Origin of the sequence: Paenibacillus humicus NBRC 102415 (genome assembly GCF_004000905.1) — a bacterium.
GTDB classification, from domain to species: domain Bacteria; phylum Bacillota; class Bacilli; order Paenibacillales; family Paenibacillaceae; genus Paenibacillus_O; species Paenibacillus_O humicus.
The window spans coordinates 46,716-73,142 of the sequence record NZ_BIMD01000009.1 but is presented as its reverse complement, the minus strand read 5'-3'; the positions used below and the strand labels follow the sequence as shown (position 1 = coordinate 73,142).

The 26,427-nt window shown below is 55.9% G+C and carries 24 protein-coding genes and 1 pseudogene; 8 read left to right on the top strand and 17 right to left on the bottom strand.

Annotation, left to right across the window (positions count from 1 at the left end; translation table 11 throughout):
* Window positions 1-11: 11 nt before the first annotated feature.
* Window positions 12-533, bottom strand: a complete 522-nt coding sequence (moaC, locus tag PHU01S_RS08570) for a cyclic pyranopterin monophosphate synthase MoaC (protein ID WP_049869274.1) — start codon at window positions 531-533, stop codon at window positions 12-14.
* 38 nt (window positions 534-571) lie between these two features.
* Window positions 572-1,192: a 5-formyltetrahydrofolate cyclo-ligase gene (locus PHU01S_RS08565; protein WP_021878816.1), complete on the bottom strand. Its 621-nt coding sequence runs from the start codon at window positions 1,190-1,192 to the stop codon at window positions 572-574.
* A gap of 146 nt (window positions 1,193-1,338) precedes the next feature.
* On the opposite strand from PHU01S_RS08565, the gene PHU01S_RS08560 reads away from it, so the two are divergent.
* Entirely contained in the window at window positions 1,339-3,288 is a 1,950-nt protein-coding gene (locus tag PHU01S_RS08560; RefSeq protein WP_049869273.1) for an ABC-F family ATP-binding cassette domain-containing protein, read from the top strand.
* Window positions 3,289-4,215: 927 nt separating this feature from the next.
* Here PHU01S_RS08560 and PHU01S_RS08555 read toward each other — a convergent pair.
* Window positions 4,216-5,772, bottom strand: a complete 1,557-nt coding sequence (locus tag PHU01S_RS08555; RefSeq protein WP_048748663.1) for a 2-isopropylmalate synthase — start codon at window positions 5,770-5,772, stop codon at window positions 4,216-4,218.
* A 134-nt stretch (window positions 5,773-5,906) separates the two neighbouring features.
* On the opposite strand from PHU01S_RS08555, the gene PHU01S_RS26870 reads away from it, so the two are divergent.
* From PHU01S_RS26870 to PHU01S_RS08545, 3 genes are all read left to right on the top strand, one after another.
* Window positions 5,907-6,041: a hypothetical protein gene (locus tag PHU01S_RS26870; RefSeq protein WP_281279744.1), complete on the top strand. Its 135-nt coding sequence runs from the start codon at window positions 5,907-5,909 to the stop codon at window positions 6,039-6,041.
* Between the two features lie 884 nt (window positions 6,042-6,925).
* Window positions 6,926-7,351, top strand: a complete 426-nt coding sequence (locus PHU01S_RS08550) for a hypothetical protein (RefSeq protein WP_049869271.1) — start codon at window positions 6,926-6,928, stop codon at window positions 7,349-7,351.
* On the top strand, window positions 7,351-8,427 hold the full coding sequence (locus PHU01S_RS08545) for a phosphodiester glycosidase family protein (protein ID WP_127507145.1): 1,077 nt from the start codon (window positions 7,351-7,353) through the stop codon (window positions 8,425-8,427). Before PHU01S_RS08550 ends, PHU01S_RS08545 begins: the two co-directional genes overlap by 1 nt.
* A gap of 71 nt (window positions 8,428-8,498) precedes the next feature.
* Here the strand turns inward: PHU01S_RS08545 and tsaD are convergent, their stop codons facing one another.
* From tsaD to PHU01S_RS27120, 7 genes are all read right to left on the bottom strand, one after another.
* On the bottom strand, window positions 8,499-9,566 hold the full coding sequence (gene tsaD, locus PHU01S_RS08540) for a tRNA (adenosine(37)-N6)-threonylcarbamoyltransferase complex transferase subunit TsaD (protein ID WP_127507143.1): 1,068 nt from the start codon (window positions 9,564-9,566) through the stop codon (window positions 8,499-8,501).
* The gene (rimI, locus tag PHU01S_RS08535; RefSeq protein WP_232317022.1) at window positions 9,563-10,081 is read right to left on the bottom strand and encodes a ribosomal protein S18-alanine N-acetyltransferase; all 519 of its coding nucleotides are present in this window, start codon (window positions 10,079-10,081) and stop codon (window positions 9,563-9,565) included. The genes tsaD and rimI overlap by 4 nt, the downstream gene beginning before the upstream one ends.
* 4 nt (window positions 10,082-10,085) lie before the next feature.
* Window positions 10,086-11,141 (bottom strand): tRNA (adenosine(37)-N6)-threonylcarbamoyltransferase complex dimerization subunit type 1 TsaB, encoded by a 1,056-nt coding sequence (tsaB, locus tag PHU01S_RS08530; protein WP_127507141.1) that lies wholly within the window; start codon window positions 11,139-11,141, stop codon window positions 10,086-10,088.
* The gene (gene tsaE / locus PHU01S_RS08525; protein ID WP_021881997.1) at window positions 11,138-11,629 is read right to left on the bottom strand and encodes a tRNA (adenosine(37)-N6)-threonylcarbamoyltransferase complex ATPase subunit type 1 TsaE; all 492 of its coding nucleotides are present in this window, start codon (window positions 11,627-11,629) and stop codon (window positions 11,138-11,140) included. The genes tsaB and tsaE overlap by 4 nt, the downstream gene beginning before the upstream one ends.
* A gap of 255 nt (window positions 11,630-11,884) precedes the next feature.
* Window positions 11,885-12,760: a YitT family protein gene (locus PHU01S_RS08520; protein WP_048744829.1), complete on the bottom strand. Its 876-nt coding sequence runs from the start codon at window positions 12,758-12,760 to the stop codon at window positions 11,885-11,887.
* Between the two features lie 502 nt (window positions 12,761-13,262).
* Window positions 13,263-13,460 (bottom strand): H-type small acid-soluble spore protein, encoded by a 198-nt coding sequence (locus tag PHU01S_RS08510; RefSeq protein WP_049869267.1) that lies wholly within the window; start codon window positions 13,458-13,460, stop codon window positions 13,263-13,265.
* 13 nt (window positions 13,461-13,473) lie between these two features.
* On the bottom strand, window positions 13,474-13,809 hold the full coding sequence (locus tag PHU01S_RS27120; RefSeq protein ID WP_373864530.1) for a hypothetical protein: 336 nt from the start codon (window positions 13,807-13,809) through the stop codon (window positions 13,474-13,476).
* A gap of 152 nt (window positions 13,810-13,961) precedes the next feature.
* Between PHU01S_RS27120 and ku the strand changes: the two genes are divergently transcribed.
* The 3 genes from ku to ligD are packed head-to-tail and all read left to right on the top strand — an operon-like array spanning window position 13,962 to window position 16,939.
* On the top strand, window positions 13,962-14,894 hold the full coding sequence (gene ku / locus PHU01S_RS08500; protein WP_048744830.1) for a non-homologous end joining protein Ku: 933 nt from the start codon (window positions 13,962-13,964) through the stop codon (window positions 14,892-14,894).
* Window positions 14,894-16,018 carry an ATP-dependent DNA ligase gene (locus PHU01S_RS08495; RefSeq protein WP_127507139.1) on the top strand — a complete coding sequence of 375 codons (1,125 nt, stop codon included), beginning with the start codon at window positions 14,894-14,896 and terminating at the stop codon, window positions 16,016-16,018. Before ku ends, PHU01S_RS08495 begins: the two co-directional genes overlap by 1 nt.
* A 6-nt stretch (window positions 16,019-16,024) precedes the next feature.
* Window positions 16,025-16,939: a non-homologous end-joining DNA ligase gene (gene ligD, locus PHU01S_RS08490; RefSeq protein WP_049869264.1), complete on the top strand. Its 915-nt coding sequence runs from the start codon at window positions 16,025-16,027 to the stop codon at window positions 16,937-16,939.
* A gap of 371 nt (window positions 16,940-17,310) precedes the next feature.
* On the opposite strand, the gene cls is transcribed toward ligD, so the two are convergent.
* On the bottom strand, window positions 17,311-18,738 hold the full coding sequence (gene cls / locus PHU01S_RS08485) for a cardiolipin synthase (RefSeq protein WP_021877376.1): 1,428 nt from the start codon (window positions 18,736-18,738) through the stop codon (window positions 17,311-17,313).
* A gap of 276 nt (window positions 18,739-19,014) precedes the next feature.
* Here cls and PHU01S_RS08480 point away from each other — a divergent pair, with 276 nt between their 5' ends.
* Window positions 19,015-19,482, top strand: coding sequence for a bactofilin family protein (locus tag PHU01S_RS08480; protein WP_021877375.1), 468 nt, complete (start codon window positions 19,015-19,017; stop codon window positions 19,480-19,482).
* Between the two features lie 50 nt (window positions 19,483-19,532).
* On the opposite strand, the gene PHU01S_RS08475 is transcribed toward PHU01S_RS08480, so the two are convergent.
* The 6 genes and pseudogenes from PHU01S_RS08475 to PHU01S_RS08450 all read right to left on the bottom strand — a co-directional run bounded on the left by PHU01S_RS08475 (window position 19,533) and on the right by PHU01S_RS08450 (window position 26,415).
* Window positions 19,533-20,513, bottom strand: coding sequence for a copper amine oxidase N-terminal domain-containing protein (locus PHU01S_RS08475; RefSeq protein WP_164763023.1), 981 nt, complete (start codon window positions 20,511-20,513; stop codon window positions 19,533-19,535).
* A 36-nt stretch (window positions 20,514-20,549) separates the two neighbouring features.
* Window positions 20,550-21,326, bottom strand: a pseudogene (tagH, locus tag PHU01S_RS08470) (teichoic acids export ABC transporter ATP-binding subunit TagH); the annotation flags it as partial.
* A 15-nt stretch (window positions 21,327-21,341) separates the two neighbouring features.
* Complete coding sequence (locus PHU01S_RS08465; RefSeq protein ID WP_021877372.1) at window positions 21,342-22,145, bottom strand: ABC transporter permease; 804 nt, start codon at window positions 22,143-22,145, stop codon at window positions 21,342-21,344.
* The gene (locus PHU01S_RS08460; RefSeq protein WP_127507137.1) at window positions 22,142-23,428 is read right to left on the bottom strand and encodes a nucleotide sugar dehydrogenase; all 1,287 of its coding nucleotides are present in this window, start codon (window positions 23,426-23,428) and stop codon (window positions 22,142-22,144) included. The genes PHU01S_RS08465 and PHU01S_RS08460 overlap by 4 nt, the downstream gene beginning before the upstream one ends.
* A 40-nt stretch (window positions 23,429-23,468) precedes the next feature.
* Complete coding sequence (locus PHU01S_RS08455) at window positions 23,469-24,257, bottom strand: hypothetical protein (RefSeq protein ID WP_021877370.1); 789 nt, start codon at window positions 24,255-24,257, stop codon at window positions 23,469-23,471.
* Between the two features lie 37 nt (window positions 24,258-24,294).
* A complete protein-coding gene (locus PHU01S_RS08450; RefSeq protein WP_049869261.1) occupies window positions 24,295-26,415 on the bottom strand; it encodes a glycosyltransferase in 2,121 nt (706 codons plus the stop codon).
* Between the last annotated feature and the right edge of the window lie 12 nt (window positions 26,416-26,427).

The window sequence follows — 26,427 nt, the reverse complement described above, 5'->3', positions numbered from 1 at the left end:
TGTCGCCGTTCTTATCCCCGCATGAAATCCCCGTTTTTGCCGCCTGACTTGGATACAAGCTCGGTCGGACCGATCACCATATCCTTTTGCATCGCCTTGCACATGTCGTACACGGTCAGCGCAGCGGCGGATACCGCCGTAAGAGCTTCCATTTCCACTCCGGTCACGCCTTTGGTCTTCACTGTCGCCTGGATGTAGAGCTTGTCCTCGCCATTATCCGAGAAGGCGATGTCTATGCCCGTGAGCGGGAGCGGATGGCACATCGGAATCCATGACGACGTGTTCTTGGCCGCCATGATTCCGGCCACTTGAGCCACGGCCAGCACATCCCCCTTGGAGATGCCGCCGGATTTGATCCTGGCCAGCGTATCCTCCGCCATCTGCACGGTTGTCCGCGCCGCAGCCGTTCTCGACGTCGTCTCCTTGCCCGTCACATCCACCATCCGGGCCCGTCCCTGTCCATTGAAATGGCTCAGGCTGTCCGCCTCGCCGCCATCCACGCCAGCAGGCAGCCTGTCATCTGCAGTCGCCATCCGCTTCCCCAGCTCCCTTCAACTATCGTTATCCGCCGTCAAGCCTGACGGGCGAACCATTGCATGCCCTCTTCCGTAATGAGGCCGTCCAGCTTGGCGTCATGCGGCTCCATCGGTACGGCATCGACGATCTGGAACGCGAACCCGATGCCGATCCATGGAGGCGGCTCTCTCCCGGCCGACCGGGCAGCATGCTCGAGCTTGAGGCGGTAGCGGTCGTAATAACCGCCGCCGTAGCCGAGCCGGCCCCCCTTGCCGTCGAAGCCGGATCCCGGCACCAGCACCGCATCCGGCAGAAATCCTTCCGGCAGCGCCGGCGCGACGGCCGGGTCGGGCTCCAGGATTCCGTAGGCTCCGGGCTTCAGCTCCTCCCAGGAAGCAAGGCGATGCAGCGTCATCGACCGGTCCGGCAGCGACGCGCGGGGAACGAGGACATCGATTCCGGCTCGCCAGGCCCATTCGATCAGCGGCGACAGATCCAGCTCGGAGCGGAAAGCCGCATAGGCCGCCAAGCTTGCGCAGCCGCTTCCCTGCAGCCATTGGGCCGCTCGGTGGCATGCAGCCGCGGATGCGGCCATCCTTGCTTCGGGAGAGGCGGAATCCCGAATGTGAAGAAGACGTGCTCTTACCGATGATTTGTCGTCCGGATGATTGCCCATCGTTCGAAGTAACCCCTCGCAGGCTCTTGGTCATAATTGTCTATAGTTTACCACTGAGACCTTTGTTTCGCCAATAAGGGTCGATTATGGCGGTCAATTGCGTTATTCTTAATAGAAGAAGAACGATTGAAAGGAACTAGGGTTCTATGCTGCTGCAAGTAAACGATCTGACCAAAAGCTACGGCATCACAACCATACTCTCCCGCATCTCCCTGCAGATCCAGGAGCGCGAGCGCATCGGACTTGTCGGGGTGAACGGCGCCGGCAAGTCCACCCTGCTCCAGATTCTGGCCGGCGTCCAATCGGCCGACAGCGGCGTCATTCATCGCGCCAAGGAAACCCGCATCGGCTACCTCGCCCAGAACAGCGGCCTGCAGTCGGGCAAGAGCATCGACGAGGAGATGCGTCTGGTTTTCGCCCATCTCGTGGAAGCCGAGCAGGAGCTGCGCAGGCTGGAGCATGAAATCGCCGATCCTTCCCTTCACAGGGATGAAAAAAAATACAACGACACCCTCGAGCGCTACGCCCGCAGATCCGACTGGTACCGGGATCAAGGCGGCTTCGAGATGGAGACCCGCATCAAAAGCGTGCTGCACGGCATGGGTTTCGGGGATACGGATCCCGCCACGCCGGTCTCGACGCTGAGCGGAGGACAGAAAACCCGTCTCGCGCTGGCCCGGATTCTGCTGCAAGCCCCCGACCTGCTGCTGCTGGACGAGCCGACCAACCATCTGGACATCGCGACGCTGACCTGGCTGGAGGATTATTTGCGCAGCTATTCGGGCGCCATTCTCATCGTCTCCCATGACCGCTACTTCCTGGATGCCACGGTCGGCACGATCATCGAGATCGAGCGGCATCAAGCCCGGCGTTATGCGGGCAATTACTCCCGCTATGTCGATCTCAAGGCGGCGGAATACGAATCGGCCATGAAGCAGTACGAGAAGCAGCAGGACGAAATCGCCCGCATGGAAGAATTCGTCCGCCGCAACATCGTGCGGGCATCCACGACCAAGCGCGCGCAGAGCCGCCGCAAGGCGCTCGACCGCATGGAGAGGATCGACCGCCCCGCGGGCGATCTCAAGCGGGCCAGCTTCCGCTTCGAGATCGAGCGCGCGACGGGGCGCGACGTGCTGGAGGCGCTGGATTTGTCCGTCGGCTTCGGAGACAGCGTCGAGCCGGTCTTCCGCGACGTCACGCTGCGCCTCGAGCGAGGGGAGACCGTCGCCCTCGTCGGCCCGAACGGCATCGGCAAGTCGACCCTGCTCAAGGCGCTGATGGGCAAGCAGGAGGTGCTCGCCGGAACGGTCCGGTGGGGCACCCATGTGAAGCTCGGCTACTACGATCAGGAGCAGACGGAGCTCAGCGGGACCAATACCGTCCTTGAAGAGGTATGGAGCGCCTTTCCCGGCGTGGAGGAAGCCCGGATCCGGACGATCCTCGGCAACTTCCTGTTCAGCGGAGACGACGTCAAAAAGCGGGTCGGCTCCCTCAGCGGCGGAGAGAAGGCGCGCGTCGCGCTTGCCAAGCTGATGCTTCAGCAGGCGAATGTCCTTATCTTGGACGAGCCGACCAACCATTTGGATCTATTCAGCAAGGAAGTGCTCGAATCGGCGCTGCTCGACTATGAGGGCACGCTCCTGTTCATCTCCCATGACCGGTATTTCCTGAACAAAATCGCGGAACGCATGGTGGAGATGACACCGTCCGGCACGGTCGACTACCTCGGGAACTACGACGACATGATGGAGAAAAAGAAGGAGATCGCAGAGCTCCTGCTCGAAGCCCGCGAGGCTGCGCGCCCCGCATCCGGCGCCTCTGCGGAAGGCGGCTCAACGGCTCCGGCCGGCAGCGCCTCCTCTTACGAGGCCGACAAGCAGGCTCGCCGCGACGAGCGGGCGCGGCAGCGCAGGATCGAGCAGCTCGAAGCCGACATCGCCTCGCTGGAAGCCGATTCCGAACGCCACGAGGAGCGGCTGGCGGATCCTGAAGTTTACCAGGACTATATCCGCCTTCAGGAAGTGCAATCCAGCCTGGACGCCGTCCGGGTCCGCCTGCAGGCGGCGTACGAGGAGTGGGAAGGACTTCTTGCCTGAGCGAAAGCCGGGCGGCGATATGCAGGTTCCTTCCATCCTTATCCGCAAAAGAACCTTTCCGCCCTGGAGCCGAAGGGTTCTTTTGCGTGGGCATGTTTGAGCATGTATGAAATTAGTTTCAGTCCAACGCTTGCAAATCATTCAATTCAGGCGTATAATAAGTCCCATTGATTAACCCGCCTATTCCCCTTCTTTAGGAATCGATCATAACCCCCGATTCCGCCGTTTCTTGTTTCCCTTTTGATGAGACTGGCCTTAAAGCAATTCTGATTCACGCTGGCGCGGTCATTGGAGCCGCAAGGACGGAAGAGAGGTAGGGCTTCCGTTGTTTTGGAATGCGCAGTACGTAGAGAGCAGGACCAAACAAGCAGTTGCAGATGGAAAAGAAGCAGGAATGCAGTCGTTCTCCCGGGCCAAGCGCCGATCACCCGGTTGAATGGGTCAATCATAGACACGGAGGCAGCAAGCTCCGTACATCAGGAACCGGCATGCCGGTAAGCCGCATGAGGCGCAAGCAACTCAAATAGAAGGCCCTCCGCCTGAGCCCGCAAGGGGCCGGGAAGAGGGCCTTCGTCCATTTTCGGCTGCCGCTTTCAGTTATGCACAGCGTTATCCACAGCCCTGAATAAGTTGTCAGGCAATTCTGTATTGGAATTCAATTCAGACGCCGCATTGCACTTGGATCTCTGGATCGGCAATGAAACAAGAACGGAGCTCCAAAAAAATTATCCTCATTATCCACATTGTCCACAAGGCTGCTATGAAAAAAATGTCCCCATTTTCTGCACAGCGTTTGTCCAGCAAGGAATTATCTGCAATGCACATGTCCACAAAGCAGTGGGCCACATCTTTCAGCAGCCGGAAGGCAGGCATAGCCGTCCTGCCTTCCCCATTTCTTCCGCTTCTGACCGCGGATCGATTCCGAGGCTAATTCACGCCGGCTTGTTTTCTCCCCGCTCCGACCCGGCTCATCACGGCTGCATTGCATGCCGAGACGTAAGCCTGCGCCGCCGCCAGGACGATGTCGTCATGAACCGCCGTGCCGCGATAACGCTCGCCGTCCATCAGGACAGAGACGACGGCTTCTCCATGGGCATCCTCGCCTGTAGAGAGGGAATGCAGCTCCAGGTCCTCCAGCTCCGAGGCGGCGGGAATGCCTTGGCGGATGCAGGCGATAACGGCTTCCAGAGGGCCGTGTCCAGCCGACGTGTACGTATGCTCGCGGCCGTCCTGCTCCCTCAGCGTGACCGTCGCCATGCGCGTGCGCTGGCTGCCTGCCAGCACCTGCAGATCGACAAGCACATACGGATCCGGCTGGGTTTCGGTCTGCTCTCCGGCGATCCGGATCAGCTGCTCGTCGGTGACGATTTTCTGGGCGTCTGCCTTGGCCTTGAACGCCTCGTACACCTGCTCCAGCTGCCCGCTGTCCAGCTCGATGCCGAATTCCGCAAGCCGGTGCTTGATGGCATGCCGTCCGGAATGCTTGCCGAGCACGATCATGCTGCGCGGAATGCCCATCGTCTCGGGATCCATGATTTCATAGGTGTTCCGATTTTTGAGCAGGCCGTCCTGATGGATGCCCGATTCATGCTGGAAGGCGTTGCGGCCGACGATCGGCTTGTTGAACGCGATCGGAAAATGCATCATCCGGCTGACGACGCGGGAAGTCTCGAAAATTTCCGCGCGATTGATGTTCGTGCCGACTCCAATGACCGGACCCCTCGTGTCCAAAATCATCGCCAGCTCCTCGACGGAGCAGTTGCCGGCCCGCTCGCCGATTCCGTTCACGGTCACCTCTACCTGGGAAGCGCCGGCCCGAATCGCCGCCAGGCTGTTCGCTGCCGCGAGGCCGAGGTCGTCATGGCAATGGGCGCTGTAGCGGACGCCCTCTCCGCCTCTTGCCCCCTGCCGTACAGCGGTGAACATCTTGGTGATCTCTTCGGGAAGCGCATATCCGAGCGTATCCGGCAGATTGATAATGGTGGCGCCGGACTCGATCGCCGCTTCGACCAGCTCGGTCAGAAAAGCCAGATCCGTGCGGGTCGCATCCATCGCCGAAAATTCAATCTCCTCGACGAACTGCTTGCCGTACGCCAGCACCTCCCGGGTTCGGGCGACGACCTGCTCCCTCGTCATCCGCAGCTGATGCTGCAGGTGGATGTCCGAGGAGCTGATGAAGATATGCAGACGGCGCCTTGCGGCATCGGCGGTCGCCTTGACGGCCGCATCGATGTCGCCGCGCACCGCGCGCGCGAAGCCCGCGATCTCCACCTGCTGCAGCTCCCTCGAGATCTGCTGGACGGCGGCGAATTCGCCGGGACTGGATACCGGGAAGCCCGGCTCGATGATGTCGACGCCAAGCTTCGCCAGCTGCCGGGCGATGATGATCTTCTTCTCCGGAGCGATCGCGGCTCCCGGCGATTGCTCCCCGTCTCTCAACGTCGTATCGAATATATGGATCGTTCTGTTTCCGGCTGCGTTCATCATTTGGAATCCCTCCGAATTTGGTTTGGTCGACATGCAAAAAGCCCGCCGTCCCTCGCGGAAGAAAGAACCTATCGTTCTGTCTTCCGCAAGAGACGGCGGGCTGAAAAAAAGGCCTCGCCGCGGTACCACTCTTGTTGCCCGTCCTTGCCGCGGCAGCCAGATCAGGCGCAGCGGCAGGAGCGGACCCGCTCATGCTCGCCCGCGCGCCGAACTCCATGACGAAGTCCAGCCGCAGGCGGCATCCCGATGACGGGGGACAGCCGTAACCGGGTACCGGCTCGGCCGCAGCGGCCTTGCCCTCCCCGATTCCGCTCCCAGGCGAGTTCGGATCGGCCCTTCGGCTGCGTCGCACCTTGCCGCAGCTCTCTGAAGGTTCCGGACCGGTCCTACTGCTCCTGATCCTAGCGTTTGAACCTATTCAAGTTAAGTTGTCGATTGATTTGCCCTGCCAGATGGATGCCAAAAAGCCTGCCGTCTCTATGCAAGAGACGACAGGCTATGCCCGCGCGGTACCACTCTCGTTGACGCCGCCATGAACGGCGTCCCCTTGATTGCGATTCAGCGCCGTCCGGACGGCGTTGAATCGCAAAGCCGATGACGGGGCCAGCCGTAATGCCCTGAGGCCGCGTCCGAAGCCTCTCCGCCTCAAGGGCGTCCGGCTTCGTGACCGTTCAGGCATTCCGCTCCCAGGAGAGCTTCAGACGTCCATCGGCTGCGTCGCACCTCCCCGCAGCTCTCTGCCGGCATCCCTCTCGGGCATGCCCTTCCCGGACGTTCCTACTGTTCCTGTTCACAGCGTTTACACTCTATGGCTGCTCAGCAGCAGCATCCAACTGTTGAACTGAGTATATCGACGGCGGCCCCAGCTGTCAAGCTGGGAATCGGAACATAGGCTCCATCTTTCTTTTCGCGGCTTGACGGGGAAATCGGTTTGGTCCGCTGATTTCCGGCATCGGCAACGAACATCCCCATCGTCCGTCGGCCGCCGGAAGGGCATGACGGAGCATGGCGCCCTCCCTGTCCGGGGTGACCGGGCAGGGAGGCTATGGTAGAATAGGACCCACACCGGAAATGGATGCAACATGTTCCAGTCTTTTGCCGTCATAGATTCCATTCAGCAATACCGCAATGATCAAGAGGTGATTCCAGCATGAACCAAGACACGCCGGCCGTCTATTCGCGAATGGAAGCGGCCGTTCCCCGACGCACTGCCCGCAGGTCCCCCGTTCCGTTCCTGATCGCCTGGCTCCTCATTACGGCTGCAGGCATAGCCGGAGCCTGGTTTTATACGCAGCACTTGCAGCAGCAGATGTCCTTGCAGATCCAGCAGCAGACCGACATGCAGATCGCCGAGCTCCAAGCCAGGTACGACGAGAAGCTGGACAAGCTGGAATCGGGCTACCAGACCGAGCTCGCCGCCTTGAACAGCAAGGTTCAGAGCCTCAATGAGCTGCTCGCCTTCACCCGCGACAACGCCAGCGACAAGACCGACAACAGCAACAAGCTGTTCACCCAGCTGAGCGAAGTCCAAAAACAGCTCGACGAGCTGAAGAAAAACCTGGATGTGCTGAAATAATGCGGGGCGTCGACGTGCGCGTCATCAATCGGCGCATGCTGCTCATGACCGCCCCATTCCTCGGCGCGCTTCTGTTCCTGCTGCTGCATCAGCCTGAGGTGAGGCTTCCCGGCTCGGCGGCCCCTGTTCCCGCAGCGCCCAAGGATACTTCCGGACAAGTGCAGGCCATCGGGACCGGATTCGATCAGGCCAAGACCAGCGCCCTGCATACGGCCGGCTCCATCCAGAAAGCCGCTGCGCTGTACAGCCAGTCCAGTCAGCGGATGAACGCCATTGCAGGCATGGCGCGATCCCAGAGCGGCCGTCCGCTCGCCGTCTACGACCGCCGCATCAGCATTCCGCTCGGAAGTCCGTCGGAGACGATCCAGACGGACAAGCTGACCGCCCAGCTGTATTTCATCAAAGCCCAGAACTTCAACGGCTACGCGCTCAAAGTGAGGCTCAAGCAGGAGGGAGCGATGAAGCTGGCGATCGGCGGAGACAAGCCGGGCCGGGCGGAGACGACGCTCGAAGCGGTCAAGCGCTACAATGCCGTCGCCGGCATCAATGCCGGCGGATTCGCCGACGACGGTTCCGGCCGCCGGTACCCGCTGAGCACGACCGTCATGGAAGGGAAATACATCGGCGGATTCGAGCCGTCCTACAAGGATTTGTTCTTCGTCGGTCTGAACAAGGAGCGCAAGCTGATCGGCGGAAAGTATTCCAGCCGCGAACAGCTGGACCGGGAAAAACCCGAATTCGGCGTCTCGTTCGTCCCTGTCCTGATGAAAGGCGGCATCGCCCAGCCGATTCCGCTGAAGTGGCAGCTGAGCCCGCTGCGGGCGCCCCGAACCGTCGTCGCCAACTACAAGGACGACCAGCTCCTGTTCATCGTCGTGGACGGCTACAATGAAGCCGGCAGCTCCGGGGCGACGCTCGGCGAGATGCAGATCCTGCTCTCCCGGTTCAAGGCCGTGGACGGCTACAATCTGGACGGCGGCGGCTCCTCGACGCTCGTTTTCAACGGCCGCATCGTCAACCATCCGTCGGACAAGAAGCTCCGTCCGCTTGCGACGAATTTCCTTTTCTTCTCTTGAACCGCAAAGGGGCAGCCGCCAAGTCATTCACTGACTTTGCGGCTGCCCCTTTTTCATGATTGCAAAGCAAGTTATTCGGCCGGAATCGCAGGCCTGGCCTCGCGGACGGACCACTCCTCGAGCGACAGGCCGGGATCGGCCTTCAGATCAAAGCCGGTGAACTGGCTCCGCGTCCATTTCAGATGGGCGGCGGCTCCGATCATCGCGGCGTTGTCCGTGCACAGCGATTGCGGAGGAATGAGCAGCGGCAGCCGCTCCGCCGCGCACAGCTCTTCCAGCCGGCTGCGCAGGCCGCGGTTGGCGGCGACGCCGCCGCACAGGAGCAGCTGCCGCGCTCCGAACTGCTTGGCGGCACGGATAGCCTTCACCGTCAGCACTTCGATGACGGATTCCTGGAAGCCGCGCGCAAGCGCAGGCACATCAAGCTCCAGCCCTTTCATCCGGGACTGGTTGATGGCTGCGAGCACGGCGGATTTCAAGCCGCTGAAGCTGAAATCGTAGGAGCCCGGCTCCAGCCAGGAGCGCGGCAGCTCGGCCGCATGCTCCGCCGCCGCTGCCTGCCGGTCGATATGAGGGCCGCCGGGATAAGGAAACTTCAACGCCCGGGCGACCTTGTCGTAGGCCTCGCCGACCGCGTCGTCCCGCGTGCGGCCGACAATGCGGAAGACGCCCTCCTCCTCCAGCATGACGAGCTCGGTATGGCCGCCGGATACGACCAGCGCCAGGCATGGATATTGAATCTCGTGCACGAGAGCATTGGCGTAGATATGCCCGGCGATATGATGGGTGCCGATAAGCGGCACGTCCAGCGCCATCGCGAGGCTCATCCCGGACACGATACCGACGAGCAGCGCGCCGACAAGTCCCGGTCCCTGGGTGACGGCAATGGCGGACAGATCCTTCGCCTCGATGCCGGCTTCGGAGATCGCCTGCTCGATAATCAGCGTGATGACCTCGACATGCTTGCGGGAGGCGACCTCCGGCACGACGCCGCCGAACTGGCGATGCGTTTCGATCTGGCTGGAGACGATGTTGGAGAGAATTTCGCGTCCGCCGCGAATGACGGCAGCCGAAGTCTCGTCGCAGCTGGTCTCAATGGCTAGAATAAGTTCTTCTTCCCTGTTCAACTGTGCGTTCATTGGGCTCGTCCCTCCGCTTGCGCCTGCCCAAGCTCCGCCCACATGATCAAGGCGTCCTCGTTGTTGTCGGAATAATAGCCCGGACGGATGCCGGACGGCTCGAAGCCGAACTTGCGGTACAGCGACTGCGCCACCTCGTTGGTTACCCGAACCTCCAGCGTCATGCGGACGGCTCCGAAAAAGACCGCGAGCTTCTTCAGCTCGGACAGCAGCCGCGCTCCCAGCTTGCGCCCCCGGAACTCCCGGCTTACTGCGATGTTGGTCACATGAGCCTCGTCCATGATCAGCCACATGCCGCCGTAGCCGATGATTTCTCCATGCAGCGTCATGACCATGTACCGCGCGAAATGGTTATGTGTCAGCTCGTTGACGAAAGCATCGGAGGTCCACGGAGAAGTGAACGCTTCATGCTCGATGGCGATGATGGACGGGATGTCGTCGAGCTTCATCGAACGGAACACCAGGTCATCCTCGCCGGATGCAGCGTGAAGCTGCATGACGTCGTAATCCGCCATCGTTTTACGCCTCCCCGGGTTTCTCCAATAATTTAGCTTCCGCTTCAGCCAATTGCGTGTAGTTTGGAACAAATGCGTGCGCGTCATCCGCTTCACCTCCGGCTAGCCGCCTGCTTCCAAGCCAGGCTGCGCTGCGGCCTTCCATGACATGAGGCTGCCTTGCGACAGCAGGAGCTCCGCCGGGCAGGCCCGCTAGGAGGGACTCCAGCAGCGAGATGGATCCCTCCTGCTTTTCCAGGTCTCCCGTAAAGACAATCCGTTCCGGCCTCTCCGCGGCATTCGTAATCTCCAGCCGCTCATAAAGCCTGCGCGCCCAATCCGAAGCGAGCCGGATGGCGTCCGTTTCCAGGCGCTGCCAGCCCTCCCTGCCGGAAGCGGCAAAGAGAGCCGTATAGGCTTGTCCTCTCCGGGCGTCGATCAGGGGAACGGCCCAAGACGCTACAACCGCATCAGCGCCCGACTGCACAGTACGGCGCTGATTCCTGTCCGTATCCGGCTGAGCAGCGCCGCGCCGATCTCTATCGGTGTCCGCTTGCACGCCGGCCCCCGCCAGCTCCATCGAACCGGCGACGGCTGACGCCGCCGCATCCGCCGCTCCGCCATGGCTGGCTGCAGCCGCCTCGGAGCCTTGGCCTGCATGCTCGCGCCATGCGCCGACGGCCAGCGCCTCAAGCGTCGACACGCCGACAATCGGCAGCTTCCAGGCCCAGGCCAGCGTCTTGGCGACGGATGCCGCGATGCGGACGCCCGTATAGGAGCCCGGGCCGATGCCCGCAGCGATGCCGTCCAGCTGCCCGGGGGAGATGCCGGCATCGGCGAGCAGCTTCTGTACGGCCGGCACGACATGCGCCGAATGGTTGCGCTCGGCCGGCGACTGGACGCTGGCGAGCACCTCGCCGCCCCGCGTCAAGGCGGCGGCAAGCACCGCCGTCGACGTGTCCAGCGCCAGGACGAGCAGCTCTTCGCTCGGCTTGGCCCGCTGCAAGCCCGTCTCCGTTGCGCCCTTAGCTTGCGGAGGGCTCTCCGCCCCGGCTTCTGCGGCCGAATTAAGCTCCGTCATTGCTCTGCTCCTCCCGTCTCGGCGATAAGCCTGCACCATTCCGCATAAGGGAGTCCGCGGCCTTCCAGCCGTATCCGCCTCTCGCTGCCTCCCAGATGCTCGATGTACAGCTCCAGCCTGGATTCCGGAAGCAGCTCCGGAATCAGGCTCGCCCACTCCACGAGGGAGACGCCGCTTCCGTAGAAATACTCGTCCAATCCGAGCTCGTCGGCCTCTTCCTGCGACAGCCGATAGACATCCATATGGTACAGCGGCATCGTTCCGCTGGCATACTCTTTTATAATCGTAAAGGTCGGGCTGTTAACCACGCCCTTCACCCCGATCGCGGCGGCGAACGCCTGCGAGAACCGGGTTTTGCCCGCGCCAAGATCGCCATCCAGCGCGATCACCGTTCCGGGAGCGGCCCATGCGGCCAGCATTTCCGCGAGCCGGACCGTGTCCGACTCCTCCCGCGCGCGCCAACTGGCTGCTGCTGCGGCCTCTGTCATCTGTGTATCCCACCTTGCTCATGTTCCGCTTTCATCCGGTTCCGGAAGCTTGTTCTCATTATATCGGCCCCCTACCTCTGCCGCAACCGCGGCCGGACGGGCTCGCAATGACATCCGGACGCCATACCGGACAGCAGCATGCCGTCCTTCGCACCGAGCCGTCGAAGCCTTGGCTTGCCTGACCGCTCCGCACAGAAAAAAAACTCCGAAGGCAGATGTCTGCCTTGCGGAGCATGCGTCCTGCCGCCGAGCGCGCTAGTGAATATCGCGCTTCTTGAAGCGGCCGCCCTTGACGTCATGGATATTGCCGACAGCCAGGAAGGCGCCGGGGTCCATGTCGGTCACGATCGATTTGAGCTTGGCTTCCTCGAGGCGCGTCACGACGACGAACAGCACTTTCTTGTCGCCGCCGGTGAACCCGCCTTCGCCGTTGAGATAAGTGACGCCGCGGCCCAGACGGCTCATGATGGCTTCGCCGATCTCGCGGTACTCGTCGCTGATGATCCAGACGGCCTTGGATTCGTCGAAGCCCTCGATGACGATGTCGATCATCTTGTAGGCAATATAGTAGGCGATGAGCGAGTACATCGCACGATCCCAGGAGAACACGAAGCCCGCGCTCGACAGGATGAACAGATTGGCGAACATGACGATCTCGCCGACCGAGAAAGGCAGCTTCTTGGAGAAGAGGATCGCGACGATCTCCGTGCCGTCGAGCGAGCCGCCGAAGCGGATGACGAGACCGACCCCGACTCCGAGCACCATGCCTCCGAAGATGGAGGCGAGGAATTCGTCGATCGTAAGCGGATCGACCTCATGCAGCAGATAAGTCGTCAGCGACATGACGGCTACGCCGTACAGAGTCGACAGCGCGAATGTCTTGCCGATCTGCTTATACCCCAGGAAGAGGAACGGAAGGTTGAGAAGAAAGAGGAAAAGTCCGAGAGGAACGTCCGTCAAATAAGAAAGCATGATGGAAATGCCGGTGATGCCGCCGTCGATAATGTTGTTCGGCACCAGGAATATCTCCAGGCCTACCCCCATCAGGACGGCTCCGACGGTGATGAACAAGACCCGCTTGAACACTTCAAAGAATGGCAGCTTGAGATGCTGCCCCTGCGCTGTTACCATGCCCCCACACCCTTTCAATCTGTCTTGCTTATGACCCTGTATACTAATTATAAAGTATTTTCGCTCTAAATTAAAGGAAAAGGGTGGATTTAGCTAATTTTTAACCTAATTCATGAAGAAAAGAGCCTTTATCTCCGTTTATCGATGGTTATCTTGCTTTACCTTGATTTTAAACCTGTCATGGCATGATAAGGCTTGTATCCCCATCTATCTATATGTATTTTCGCCCCTTCCCGTTATTCCGCTCATTTGGTATCGTTAGGAATGCCGGACATTTCCGGCGGAAGGAGAACCTCCAAGTGGCAGCAGCACGCAACAAGCCGTCGTCGAAGAAATCATCGCCTCCCGCTCAGCACGAGCTCGATCTGACGAGGGGAGCCTGGTCCCGCAAGCCGGCTACGCAAGTACAGCCGAACCGCAAAAAAGAACAGCGCCGCTCCTGGTGCCGCAAAGGCAACGGGAACGACGCTGTTTTTTTGTGTCCGAAAACTCATCGCGGACATCAGTTTTCTCTGTGCGGCTGTCCTTCATGAAGCTGGTCGACCGATACGGTCTGCGTGTTCTGAGGGGTCGTGCCGACCTGCACGGTCGCCATGCCGTTCGCCTCGTCCACATTCTCGATCCAGACCGAGTGCCCGCCCAAGTGGACGGCCACCATATCCTTGGAGCCGTAGATTTCCATCGCTCTTTTTACATCCACCGCGAGTTCCCTCCTATTCTCCGTCCTCTGCTTCTTCCTTCAGCATCATCGTATCCGTCGTCGACTCTCCGATATGGCCGTTGTGGATCGTAACCTGTCCGCCTCCTAGACCTTCGCCCACCATGCGGTCGATATCCATCTCATAATCGACCCTGCCGCCATGGTCGGCCGTCCGGCCGACGCCGGCATCCGTCATCGTGCGCGCTCCGCCTTCCTCCAGCGAGCCGTCCAGCTCCGTGCTCATTTCGGCAGCCAGATCCGGAAGGCTCTTCTCGTCGCGGCTGCTGGCCAGCATATGGCGGCTGTCCAGCCTCTGCTCGAGATGGCGGCGTATTTCCTGCTCGTCCATTCGCCTCACGCCTCCTTCCCGGGGCTGTCGTCAGCCTTAATGAGAAATATGCCCGCAGCGGCCGGGCTTCATGCATGGGACCCCCCTCCGGATGGGCACACTGGTAGGAAATAATAATGCCGGAGCTCCGGCTGCAAGGAGGCGCGACAGCTATGCATACCGTATGGAAGGGCGCGATCAGCTTCGGACTTGTGCATGTGCCCGTCAAGATGTTCTCCGCCACAGAGGACAAGGATATCTCGCTGCGCATGCTGCATTCCGTCTGCGGCAGTCCCATCGCTTATGTGAAGGAATGCCCCGTATGCGACAGACGGATCGAAACGAATGAAATCGTCAAAGGCTACGAATACGAGAAAGGCCGCTTTGTCACCTTTGAAAAGGAAGAGCTGGACCAGCTCGGCGGAGAGAAGTCCAAAACGATTCAGATCATCGATTTTGTCGCCCTGGAGGAGATCGATCCGATCTATTTTCAGAAAACCTATTACCTCTCGCCCGATCAGGCGGGGGGAGGAGCTTACTCGCTGCTGATGGAAGCAATGAAGGAATCCGGCAAGATCGGCATCGCCAAAATTTCCATCCGCTCCAAATCGAGCCTCGCCGCGATTCGCGTTCTCGAAGGCTGCCTCGCGATCGAGACGATCTTCTATCCCGACGAAATCCGGCCGATCCAGCAGGTTCCGAACCTGCCCGGAGCGGTAGCTCTGAATGACAAGGAGCTGTCGATGGCCAAGCTTCTCATCGATCAGCTGACGACGCCGTTCGAGCCCGAGAAATACACCGACGATTACCGGAGCGCCATGCATGATCTCATCCAGGGCAAGATTGCCGGCGAAGAAGTCCGCATCGCGCCGCAGCAGGAGCCCGCACATGTGCTGGATCTGATGGCAGCCCTGCAGGCGAGCCTTGAATCGGTCAAAGGACCTGCCGCAGCGCCCGTGCTCGATACCGGCGCCGCGGACAAGCCCAAGAAGAAAAGCGCGAAAGCGCCGGCAGCCGGTCTTGCCGACTCCGGTGAAGCCGATAAGCCCGCGAAGAAAGCGGCCAAGCCTCGCGCCAAGAAAACCAAGGAATCCGGCGCTTCCTGATGCGCGCCGCGAAAGGCAGCCTTCCGCTTGGCCTGACGGCGCCGATGGCGCCCATAACGAGAGCCGATCTTCCGCAGGGAGAAGACTGGGGCTACCAGATCAAATGGGACGGCGTCAGGCTGCTGGCCGACATCGGGCCGGACGGCAAGGCGCTGCTGTATTCGCGCCAAGGATTGATCAAGAACAACATTTACCCCGAAATTGTCGTCCTAATAGAGAAGGCTGCTCTCGGCCGCTGCATTCTGGACGGAGAGCTGATCGCCTGGACGGGCAGCAGGCCCAGCTTCCAGAGGGTGCTGCAGCGCGAGCGCATGCGCGGCAATCAGGGCGGAACCCGACTGACGCCGCTTCGCAATCCGGCCGTGCCGGCGGAGGTGATGGCCGGCGGCGCGGACAGCAAGCGTTCCGCCCCCGGCAGCCTGGCCGGCTCGGACGACAGGCTGCTGCGTCCGCAGCAGCCTCCGGGCTTGGGCAGCCATGCCGATTCGGCCGATCAGCCCCAGCCTCCCGCCGGACTCGCCTATGTGCTGTTCGATGTGCTGGCGGCGGGAGACCGGGATCTTAGAGGCCTGCCTTATCTGCAAAGGCATGAAGTCCTTCTGGCCCTCTCTCCGAGGCTGCCGGAGGGGATGCTGGTTACGGAGCTTTACCGCGACGGAGAAGCTCTGTGGCAGTGGGTCGCGCAAGCCGGCTGGGAAGGCGTCGTCAGCAAACGCCTGGATTCTCTCTATAAGGAAGGCAAGCAGCACAAGGATTGGTTCAAGAAAAAAACCGCCCTGCTGCTGGATGTGGACATCGTCGGACTCAAGATTCGGGATGGAATGGCCGCAAGCCTCGTCATGAGCGTCGACGGGCAGTATTTCGGCAGCGTATCGCTTGGGTTGACCGGGGAGATGCGCGCGCTCCTGACGAGCCGGCTTGTGCCGGAAGGCGCATTCGCCGACGGCTCTTTGCATGCGGGGACAGCCCTTCCCTTTGCCGCTCTCCCCAATGACCTGAAAAAGGAACGGGTCGTCTGGCTTCAAAATCCCTTTCCTTGCACAGTAACCGGGCTGGAGATCACCGAGGCCGGCCAGCTTCGCCATCCCAAGATCGCCGGCTTCGGCCGCCGGAGAGGAGAGTAGAAGTCCATGCCAGCATCCAATGGCTATCGCAGCGAAAAGGGAAGCATCACGCTGGACGGCCACCGGTTGACGATAACGAACCCGTCCAAGCCGCTGTGGCCGGAGATGGGCATAACCAAGCTCATGTATTTGGAGAAGCTGGTCCAGCTCTCCCCCTTCCTGATTCGGCATTGCCGCGACCGTCATTTGACGACGATCCGTTATCCGCACGGCATCCATGACAAGTCCTTTTACCAGAAAAACTGCCCCGAGCCGCGGCCCGAGTTCGTCCGGACCCGGTCGGACGGCAGCATCGATTATGTCGTTCTCGACTCGCTGCCGACCTTGATCTGGCTCGGGAACCTGGCTTGCCTGGAGTTCCACGCTTCATTCGACCTGGCCGACGATCCCCAGCATCCGACCGAATGGGTCATCGATCTCGATCCTTCCGTGGAAGAGGAGCCGAGAATCATGGAGGCGGCCTGGCTTGTCGGCGAGCAGCTGAGAGGCCTCGGCATCGAGTCGATCGCCAAGACGAGCGGCGCTACCGGCGTACAGCTCATCGTACCGCTGGCCGATCGGCTAAGCTTCGACGAGCTGCGCTCGATCGGACTGTTCGTCGGGGGTTATATGACCCAGAAGCATCCCAAGCTGTTCACCGTGGAGCGGCTCAAGAAAAACCGCGGCGATCGAATCTATTTCGATTACCTGCAGCATTATCAAGGCAAGACGATTGCCGCTCCCTATACGCCGAGAGCCAGAGCCGGAGCGACCGTCTCCACTCCGCTGGAATGGGACGAGATCAGGCAGGGAGCGCAGCCGCGCGACTTTCACCTGCTCAATATTCACGATCGGCTCCAGCAGCGCGGAGATCTTCTGGCGCACGCTCCCAAGCAGGCGCTGAGGCCTATTTTGGATTTTTTGAAAAGCAGGACACCATAATCAAAATATGCTATAATGTGCTACATTATGTATCATTCAATTGAAACATACGGGGTGAACGGGGTTGAGTCTGGCTGTCGTCAAAGTGATCTGCTATAGCTGCGGGAATGCGGATTCATGCCCTTCCCTTGAGGACAAGCTCGGCTTATCCGACCCGGCTTCGAGAGAGCAAATAGCCGCAGGCTTGGAACGGAAAGCCTTGTTCCACACCTGCAGCCTCTGCGGCACGCTGTTTAGAATCATAGAAGCCGATCTTGTTCCTCGGCCGCCTGCGCTTTGAAGCTTCGAGCCGCCGGCTTGCCGGCCGCACCATGCCCTCTCTTCGGCCGGCTCCTCCCGGGCCGGCTTATGCCGGTTGTTAAGCCGGCATCCTACAATAGCGGCGACAGCATATGCGCCGCCACTTCCGCCGCCTTCTGCGTCCATGGACGCGCCTCGAATTCGCCGAGCTTCAGCTCGTAGCAGTCCTTCAAATCAAGCATGAAGTCCTCCTCCAGCCTTCCGATCGCCTTGCTTCCGAACAGATTCGCATTGATCTCGAAATTGCTGAAGAAGCTTCTCATATCCATATTCGCCGTTCCGACCGACGCCATGAGCCTGTCCACGATCATGACCTTCGCGTGGATGAAGCCTTTGCGGTAGCGATAGATGCGGACGCCCGCCTCAAGCAGGTCCTGGACATAGGAGAGCGAAGAATAGAGCACCAGCCTGGAATCCGACTTGTGGGGGAGGATGATTCGGACATCCACGCCGCTCAGCGCCGCAGTCCGCAGTCCCATCAGGACGCTCGGGTCGGGAATGAAGTACGGCGTCGCGATGTAGAGCTTGTCCTTGGCGGCGCTGATGGCGGAGAATACGCTCTCCAGGATGGAGTCCGCGCTCGTATTCGGTCCGCTGGCGACGATCTGGACCTGCTCGGTGCCGCTGCAGCCATGCTCCGGAAGATAGGCGGGATGATCCAGCTTCTCCCGGGCCGTGAACCACCAGTCCCGCATGAACACCAGCTGCAGATAATAGACCGCGTCCCCTTCAATCCGAACATGCGTGTCCCGCCAGAAGCCCAGCTTCGGGTTTTTGCCGAGATATTCGTCCCCGATGTTGATGCCTCCGACGAACCCGATCTTCCCGTCGACGACGACAATCTTCCGATGGTTCCGGAAGTTGACGCGCTTGTCGAAGAAGGCGATGCGCGGAGCAAGGAAGCATTGCATCTTCACGCCTCCGTCCAGCAGCTCCTGCACATAGGCGTTCCGGAGCTCCATGCTGCCGATTCCGTCGTAAATGACTCTGACCTCGACGCCTTCGGCGGCTTTGCGGAGCAGCATCGCCTTGAACTTGCTGCCGATCTCGTCATGGCGGATCGTATAATAGTCGAGATGAATGTGATGGCGGGCCGAATCCAGCGCCTGCAGGATCGAGGCGTAGGTCGGCTCCGCGTTGGTGAGGATCTCCGTCCGGTTGCAGCCGGTGACCGGCAGCATCGAGAAGCTGTCGAGCAGGTTGAACAGCCGCACCTCATGCTTGAAGTCCGGATTTTCCATGTCTCCTGGCCGATGGACGAGAACGCTTTGCCGCAGCGCCTTGAGCTGGACCTCATGGGCGATGACGCCCCTTCGCCGGACCGTGCGCCTCGTCTGGTATTCGCGCGCGACGAAGTAGTACATGACAAAGCCGATGACGGGCAGCACGAACAGGATGAGCAGCCAGGCGACGGTCTTGCTCGGCTGGCGGTACTCGAGAATGAGGATCGTCATGATTTGGAAGAGAAAGATGAACAGGGCGAGCACGAGCCAGAACATGAGGCACCTCTTTTGCGGATTGGCGGAATCGGATTGGACTCATCCGTCATTCGTTATTTTACCTGATGGAGAGAGTCCTTTTCTATCGCAGGAAATAAGGATGGCGCATGAATATATCCATTGGTAGTAGTATCAACGGCAGGCAGGATTTTCAAGCATTTTATCCAAGACGATGCCAGGATGGTGAAGTCCCCTTTCTTTGGGAAATGGAATGAAGGACTCCGTTGGGGAATACATACTACATAGCATGAATTCATCCAAGGGAGGCGGATATCGATGTTCAAGGAAAACAAGCGCTGGTCGGCTTCGGATACGTTGATCGGCCAGGGAACGCGTGCGGAAGGCACCCTATCCTGCCAGGCAAGCCTGAGAATCGAAGGCGAATACCGCGGAGACATCGATTGCAAGGAAGATGTCATTGTCGGAGAAAGCGGCGTGGTCCGCTCCAACATTTCGGCCAAGGACGTTACGATATCCGGCAAAGTGTACGGCGACATTACGACGACCGGACGCTTGACGATCATGTCCAGCGGCGAGCTCCACGGCAGCGCGACAGCCGCCTCGCTCATCGTCCAGGACGGCGGCATTCTCAGCGGCAGCTGCCGCATGGAGCGGCCGGCAGAACCGGCCGCTCCAGCCGTCCGCAATCCTGCCGAGCCTTCGGATGCGGCGGGGCGCGATATCCGGGAAGTTCGCGAGGCCGCCCGGGAAGGCTCCGTGAAGGAGCGGCGCCAGGCTGGTTGATGACAAAAAAGCCCAGCATCGGCTCATCGGCCAATGCTGGGCTTTTTAAATCAGCCTTTCATCATGTCGCTCATCAGGTCACGGCCTGCGTCCAATTCTTCGTTGTATTTCTGACGGTACTCCTGGATGATTGACGTGCTGTAGCCATACTTGTTCAGTTCGGCTTCCACTTGGGAGACAAGGGAATCAAACTGCGAGCTGAAGCTGGCCAGCGATGCTTCGCCTTGTTTCTTCAAAGCGGCTCGCTTAGCTTTATCCGACGTGTCCACATATTGCTGCCCGAGCTTGAGGAAAGTCGTTTTGGCGTTCATATACAGAGTCTGGAGCTTGGCGTCCGCCCGGAATTTGACATCCTCATAAGCGGGGGGAGAAGGCATCACGATGCCGCCGCCCGCCGATCCTCCCGAAGCATTGCCGGTCGAGCCGGAATTGCCGCTGCCAGCGGCATTGCCGGAACCAGGATCTTCCGGCTTAGGCTCCGTCGGTTTGTCGGAAGCCGGTGCCGGTGAAGTGATGGTGATCCGCTTGCTGGAGCTGTCCCATTTCACATTCATGCCCGTGCTTTCGCTCATGAACCGGATGGGAACATACAGGCTGTTATTCAGCATATAAGCCGTCTGGCCGGCAGGGAGCTGTTTTTTCACTCCGTAAAAGACAAACGAAGCTTTAGCCGGTGTAATGGACAGCTTTTGATTCCCGATCGAAGCCGGCGCTCCGGAAGCCCCGATCGCATTGAGAAAATACTCCCTCAGAACGACCTGTTCTTTGTCTGTCGGCTTGGATACCGTTACCGTAGATGTCGAGGCGTTCCATTGAACGGACTGGAGCAGACCGTACGCGATATAACGGATCGGAACGTAAGAAGTACCTTGGTAGGTGAATAAATACTGATTGTCAGGCATCTGCAGCGTTCTGCCGTCAAATATGGTCTCATAGGCAACAGATTGCGTTTTTACCGTTGACGCGGCGGCTTGAGCATAGTGCGGCTGGACGATGAAGGCGAGCAATGTCGCCAGAACTCCGATTTTCAATCGATTCCACATCATAAATCCCCATTTCTATTCTTAAAATTCTCCCCAGTGCGAAGCTCTGAGTTCGGTCCTCTCTGCCGGAGAGAGAGCTTGATAATGCTTCAAGAACCGCTCATACTCCGCTGCGACCTCTTCAATATCTCCGTATTTCTTCAGCTCGCCGTCATGAAGCCAGAGCCCTTTGCCGCAGAAGCTCTTGACTTGCGACAGAGAATGGCTGATAAAAAAGATCGTTTTTCCCCGCTCTTTGAATTCATTTATTTTGGCCAGGCACTTGTCGCTGAACGTCTGATCCCCTACGGAAAGAGCCTCGTCGATGACGAGAATGTCAGGATCGATGTGAACCGATATCGCAAATCCAAGTCTGGCCTTCATTCCGCTGGAATAGCTTTTGATAGGCTGATGAATGAATTTCCCCAGCTCGGCAAACTCGATCACAGCCGGCGTTATCGCTTTGATCTGCTGATGGGACAATCCCATCATCAACCCTTTCAGCTCAATATTTTCAAGGCCGTTGAGCTGGTTGTTCAGACCGGAGGATATCGCGATAAGAGCGGCGTTTCCGTTGATGTGAACCGAACCGCTGGAGGGAATCGTCACTCCGGCAATAAGGTTGGACAACGTGCTTTTGCCGGCGCCATTCAGCCCTATGATTCCGACTACATCGCCCTGGTCGACCGCAAAAGTCAGACTGCGCAGAGCATGATGAACAGGGAAATCCTTCTTGATATAAAATAAATCCCGAATCTTTTCATTTATGCTGGAATGCAGCCGAAAAGATTTGCTTACCTCTTGAAACTGGACTTGATGCACGCTTAGTCAACACCTCTATTGATAATCCATAAAATGCTTGCGGAATCGAACATGGATGAACGCGCCCCACACAAACAACACCGCTACTCCCAGCCAAAATCCGGCGGTATAGGCCGTAGCGATATAAAATTGATTGAAGAGCATCGCATTGCGGTATCCATCCACTAAGTAAGTGACGGGATTGTAGTGGATCACTTTTTTCAGCAGCTCCGGCGTCTTGGCGTTTACCGTCCACATGATCGGAGTAATGAAGAACAGGGCTCTTGTAACCGCGCCGATCACAAACCTGAAGTCGCGGACAAATGCCGAAACGGTCGAGGTAAACAAAGCCAACGCGGATAAAAGGGACAATGATGCGATCAGATAATAAACGATTCCCAAATAAGATAATCCGAAAAAGCCATATTTAATGACGACCGCAATCAAAACCATAACCAGCATAATCAAATGAGAGATCAGCTGTGTAAGGATGGTGATGGAAGGAAGTACGCTCAGCGGAAACTTCATTTTGGATACATGGCCTAGCTGCGAGCTGACTGAGTTGGCTCCCTGCACGATTCCTGAGCCGATAAACAACCAAGGAACAAGGCCGCAGCTCAGCCAGAGGACAAAAGGAACTCCCTCTACGGAAGCTCCCCCCCGGATCCCCAATCCAAAAACAACCCAATAGACGGCCAATTGACTGAGCGGATTCAGAAGCACCCAAAGCAAGCCTAAACGATTGGACATATAAGTGGATTTCAGCTGAAACAAGGCGATTCTTACGATCATATAGCGGTTTTTAAAATGTTCCTTTGCTACGATGTTCAAAAAATTCATGCAATCACGGTTTCAAGATTATTTACAAACTGATATAAGTTTCCGAAATTGACTGTTTGCAATCCTTGAGCATTTTCCGGCTTCACACTATTCCTCGTGTCGAACAGCAGCCGGTTCCTCATTCCCTTCACATACGGACTGAAGTCCATGACCCGAAACTCGGTATGAACCGTTAACAGAAGGATAAGATCGGCATCTCTCAGAGCTTCCTCGGCGGAGACAAATCTCGGATCCAGAGTATTTACATGCGGATCATGAATAGACAAGCGGAAGCCCGTTCCCGACAGCAGCTCTACGATTTCCATGGCAGGGCTTTCCCGGATGTCATCCACATCCGCTTTATAGGTAACTCCCAAGACCGCTATTTTCGGATTGTGGATCCCCCTGACCAGTTTCTCTGCATTTGCTGCCACGTAGTGTGGCATGGATGAATTGGTCTCTCTGGAAAGGTGAATGATCTTGGCCAGATCCGGCGACTTGGCGACGATGAAATAAGGATCAACCGCCAGGCAGTGTCCGCCTACACCTGGGCCGGGATGATGCAAATTGACCCGCGGATGTTTGTTGGCCATCTCGATGACTTCCAGCGTGTTGATGCCCAGATCGTTGCAAACCTTCGTCAATTCATTGGCGAGAGCGATATTCACATCCCGGAAGGTATTTTCCATCAGCTTGGACATTTCCGCCGTGCGGGCATTCGTTTTGATGATTTCACCTTTGACGAATGTCCGGTAGACATTCGCCCCCGCTTCCGCGCAAGCTTCCGTAACGCCGCCGACAATGCGATTGTTGTGGACGATCTCATGCAAGATTTTACCTGGCAGCACTCTTTCGGGGCAATGAACCAGATAAATGTCCTTACCAACAACAAACCCCGCGGCCTCAATAAGAGGTTTCACATGGTCATCCATGCTCCGCGGGGCGATCGTCGATTCAATTATGATTACATTGTGCTTTTTAACGTAGGCAAGGATTTGCTTTGTTGCTTGGAGCACATAGCTCAAGTCGCAGGATTTATGCTCATCATCGATATTCGGAGTCGGAACAGCGATGATAAAGACATCTGCTTCTTCCGGCATTAATGAAGCTCGGAACTTCTTCCTTTCGACCACATCTTTGACTGCTTCTTCCAGCCCCGGTTCCTCGATATGGATTCTGCCGGAGTTCAATGTCTCTACTACTTTATGATAGACGTCTACGCCTACGACGTCGGCTCCGTGCTGAGCGAAGGTGACTGAGGTAGGCAGACCGATGTAACCGAGACCTATGGTACAGATTTTCACGTGAATACCCCCATTAAATAAACTTTCTCAGAAGTTAGATTTAACCTTTGGTGATTTCTTCAATAGACTCTAGGAGATACGGTGGATAGAACGTAGCAACATCATTATGACTAGAATAAGGACCTAAATTTAATATATATTTAAAACCGCACTTATCAAACTCTTCCAGCAAGGGAATAACATGTTTTTTATAATGCATTTCCCCTTCTCCTACATGAATTCGTATATTAGGAGACTTCTCAGCTTTTTTTACTACATCAAAAAGTAAATTATCTAAATAGTTTTTATGATTATCTTTTGTTCCACCAGCTATGAAATGTGCAATATAGGCACCCGCAATAACTTGTTCAATTAGATAATGTCCTAATTTGGTTTGAGGAGAAGCTGAAATTACATTTCCATAGCCATACTTAAAGGAAAAATAAAGAGCAGCATACCCCCCCTTACTTGATCCAAATGTAATTACATTTTCCTTACAAATGTTATTTTCGACTCTGATTTTTTCTATTAATTCATAAACGGATCTTTCAACAGCAAATTCTTTGTTTTCTCCAAGATAATAACATCCGATCATTCCATGATGATCCAAAATAAAAAGTTGGTTTATCTCAGTATTCACAAGAGTTTTAGCATAATTATAGTTTGGAGGTGTTCCTATTTTCGGTATTCCAGAAAATCCAACAATTAAATAATCACTATTTCTTTTTTTGAAAACATATTTCACTTCTTTTTCTCCAACATAAATATCTTCTCCAGAAAAAGAGCGAAGTTTACTTTTCAAGATTTCAATTTCTTTGTCTTTCTTTTGTAATTCTAACTCAAAGTTCAATCAATGGCACCCTTTCAATTTCAAATAAAAATAGAACTCAAATATCTATTAGTCTTTTTATTTCTTTTAAGATTTTATTTTCATCAAAATATGTAATTGGATATTTTTCTATATCACTAGAAGTCACATCATATTTAGATTCAAAAATAAATGCAGACATTTCATGTTCATTCTCAAAAATATACTTCTTGGGATAAATCGTTTCTGCTCCAGGCCAATTGAAAATTACTGGGATACTGCCGGAAACCATGCCTTCCATTGGAGCCAAGTGAAAACTCTCATATTCACTAGTAGAAAGAATAAAACCAATTCTCCTGAACCACTCATTCACATCATCCCCAGAAGGATCAAATACGACGTTATTCTTCCAGGGAGCTTGCTCTATTCTACTAAAGGCATTATCGTAGTACAGCTTTTCTTGTTCCCTCTTAAGAACCCAAGGAAGTTCATGAGGTAGTTTGCTTTTAATGAATAGTTTATACCTTTGGTTCTTTTCCCATAAGTTTTCAAAAATATTCAATGCTCTGTCAAATCCTTTGAGAGAGGGAATTATTCCACAGATTCCGACATTAAATTGAATATCCGCATTTTCAATTTTCTTTTTTCTGAATTTTTTAATGTTGATCATATTGTAAATCATAGTAAATTTAGATCTGGGTATTTTAAGAACTCTGTGAAACTCCTCAAGGATGTAGGGAGAAATTGCCACGATATGATCAATATTGTCCAGTTGATAGTTGACTGGAAATACTGTTTCAATTTCTTGGCGATGCATTCTAACAATTAATTTTTGACCTTTTATCTTATGATTCGAGTACCAGACAGCATTGCCCAGACCCCATTCACAGAAAATCACATCTGCCCATTCCAAGCAGTGCTTGCTATGCTCTTCGTTATGCTTGTTATGCCCCGTCCAAGGATCAATCTTCACCTCGTATTCGGGCTGGACTACAAAATAATCAATAGCAGATTGAATAAATTTAAAATCATGTCCTGCAAATACCACATTTATTTTGTCCTTATTAAAGCTCCATAATGTTTCCTTGATTCTCTTATAGGATTCTTCATACCCAAACTTATTACAGGCCTCTTGAATTTTCCTTGATTCTTGCCTGTACAGTTGAGCATTATTCATTATTTGAATTGTCTTCTCAACAACCTCATCCTCAGTTTCTGCATACATAAAATAATCTTTACCTAATATGGATTCATGCAGCTTCGTTCTTCTTACGATCGTCGGTTTGCCTAACCGCCCATATTCCAATAATTTTGTCGATAACTCCGTACTTGAATCATTATCGATACTTTCACTTCTCCAACAAAAGCCGATGTCTGAACTTCTAACCAAATCAATAACAGCACTTCTGGATAAAGCGCCGGTCCATGAAATACCTTCTGTTTGTTGCATTCTCATAGTCAGTTCATTCTTTTTAGCGGCAAGATCACCTTGAAATTTATTTCCCGCTATATTTAATTTCATATTCAAATCCAATGCTCTTAATCTTGCAAAAATATTCAACATCTCTTCAATGTACCACTCTGAAGCAAACTTACCGCTATATACGATTGTATTTGACTTCACACGGGCCCTTGAATCCACGACCTTGAATTCTTCTGGAATCATAGGATATAACAGTCTAAACTTCTGACCGTCCACGTTTAGACTTTCAACTAACAGTTCTCTGGCTTGTTCCGTTTGAACGAAAAAATAAGTAACGTTGTGATATATCTTCTGCAATGCATAAGCATCTTCTGTATTAATGACACTGCCTGTATATTTTATATTTGTGATATACGGAATAACTTTTTGAGCATAGGGCTTGAGACACAACTCTTTTGCCAAATCAAAGCCTCTCACAATAATACAATGGTACTTGTTTTGACCATCAAGTTTCTCAATAGCATGAATGGCATCTTCAATGGACAATCTATTACTTCGAGTTGTAATAACATCATGATGTTGAATTAGTTTCACTCTCGGTTGTTTTTTCAGATCAGATAATACAACCTCGTTGATAGGTTTTGCTTTAAGCAGTACATCCACATCTACGTTTGGATCCTGTGACACTACTCTTGCAGTAGATTGGAGCCAAATCGCCGAGCCATCCAGATGATTTAGGTCAACATCGCCATAGAGCAAAATTTTTAAACGTCGCATAATTACCCTCTT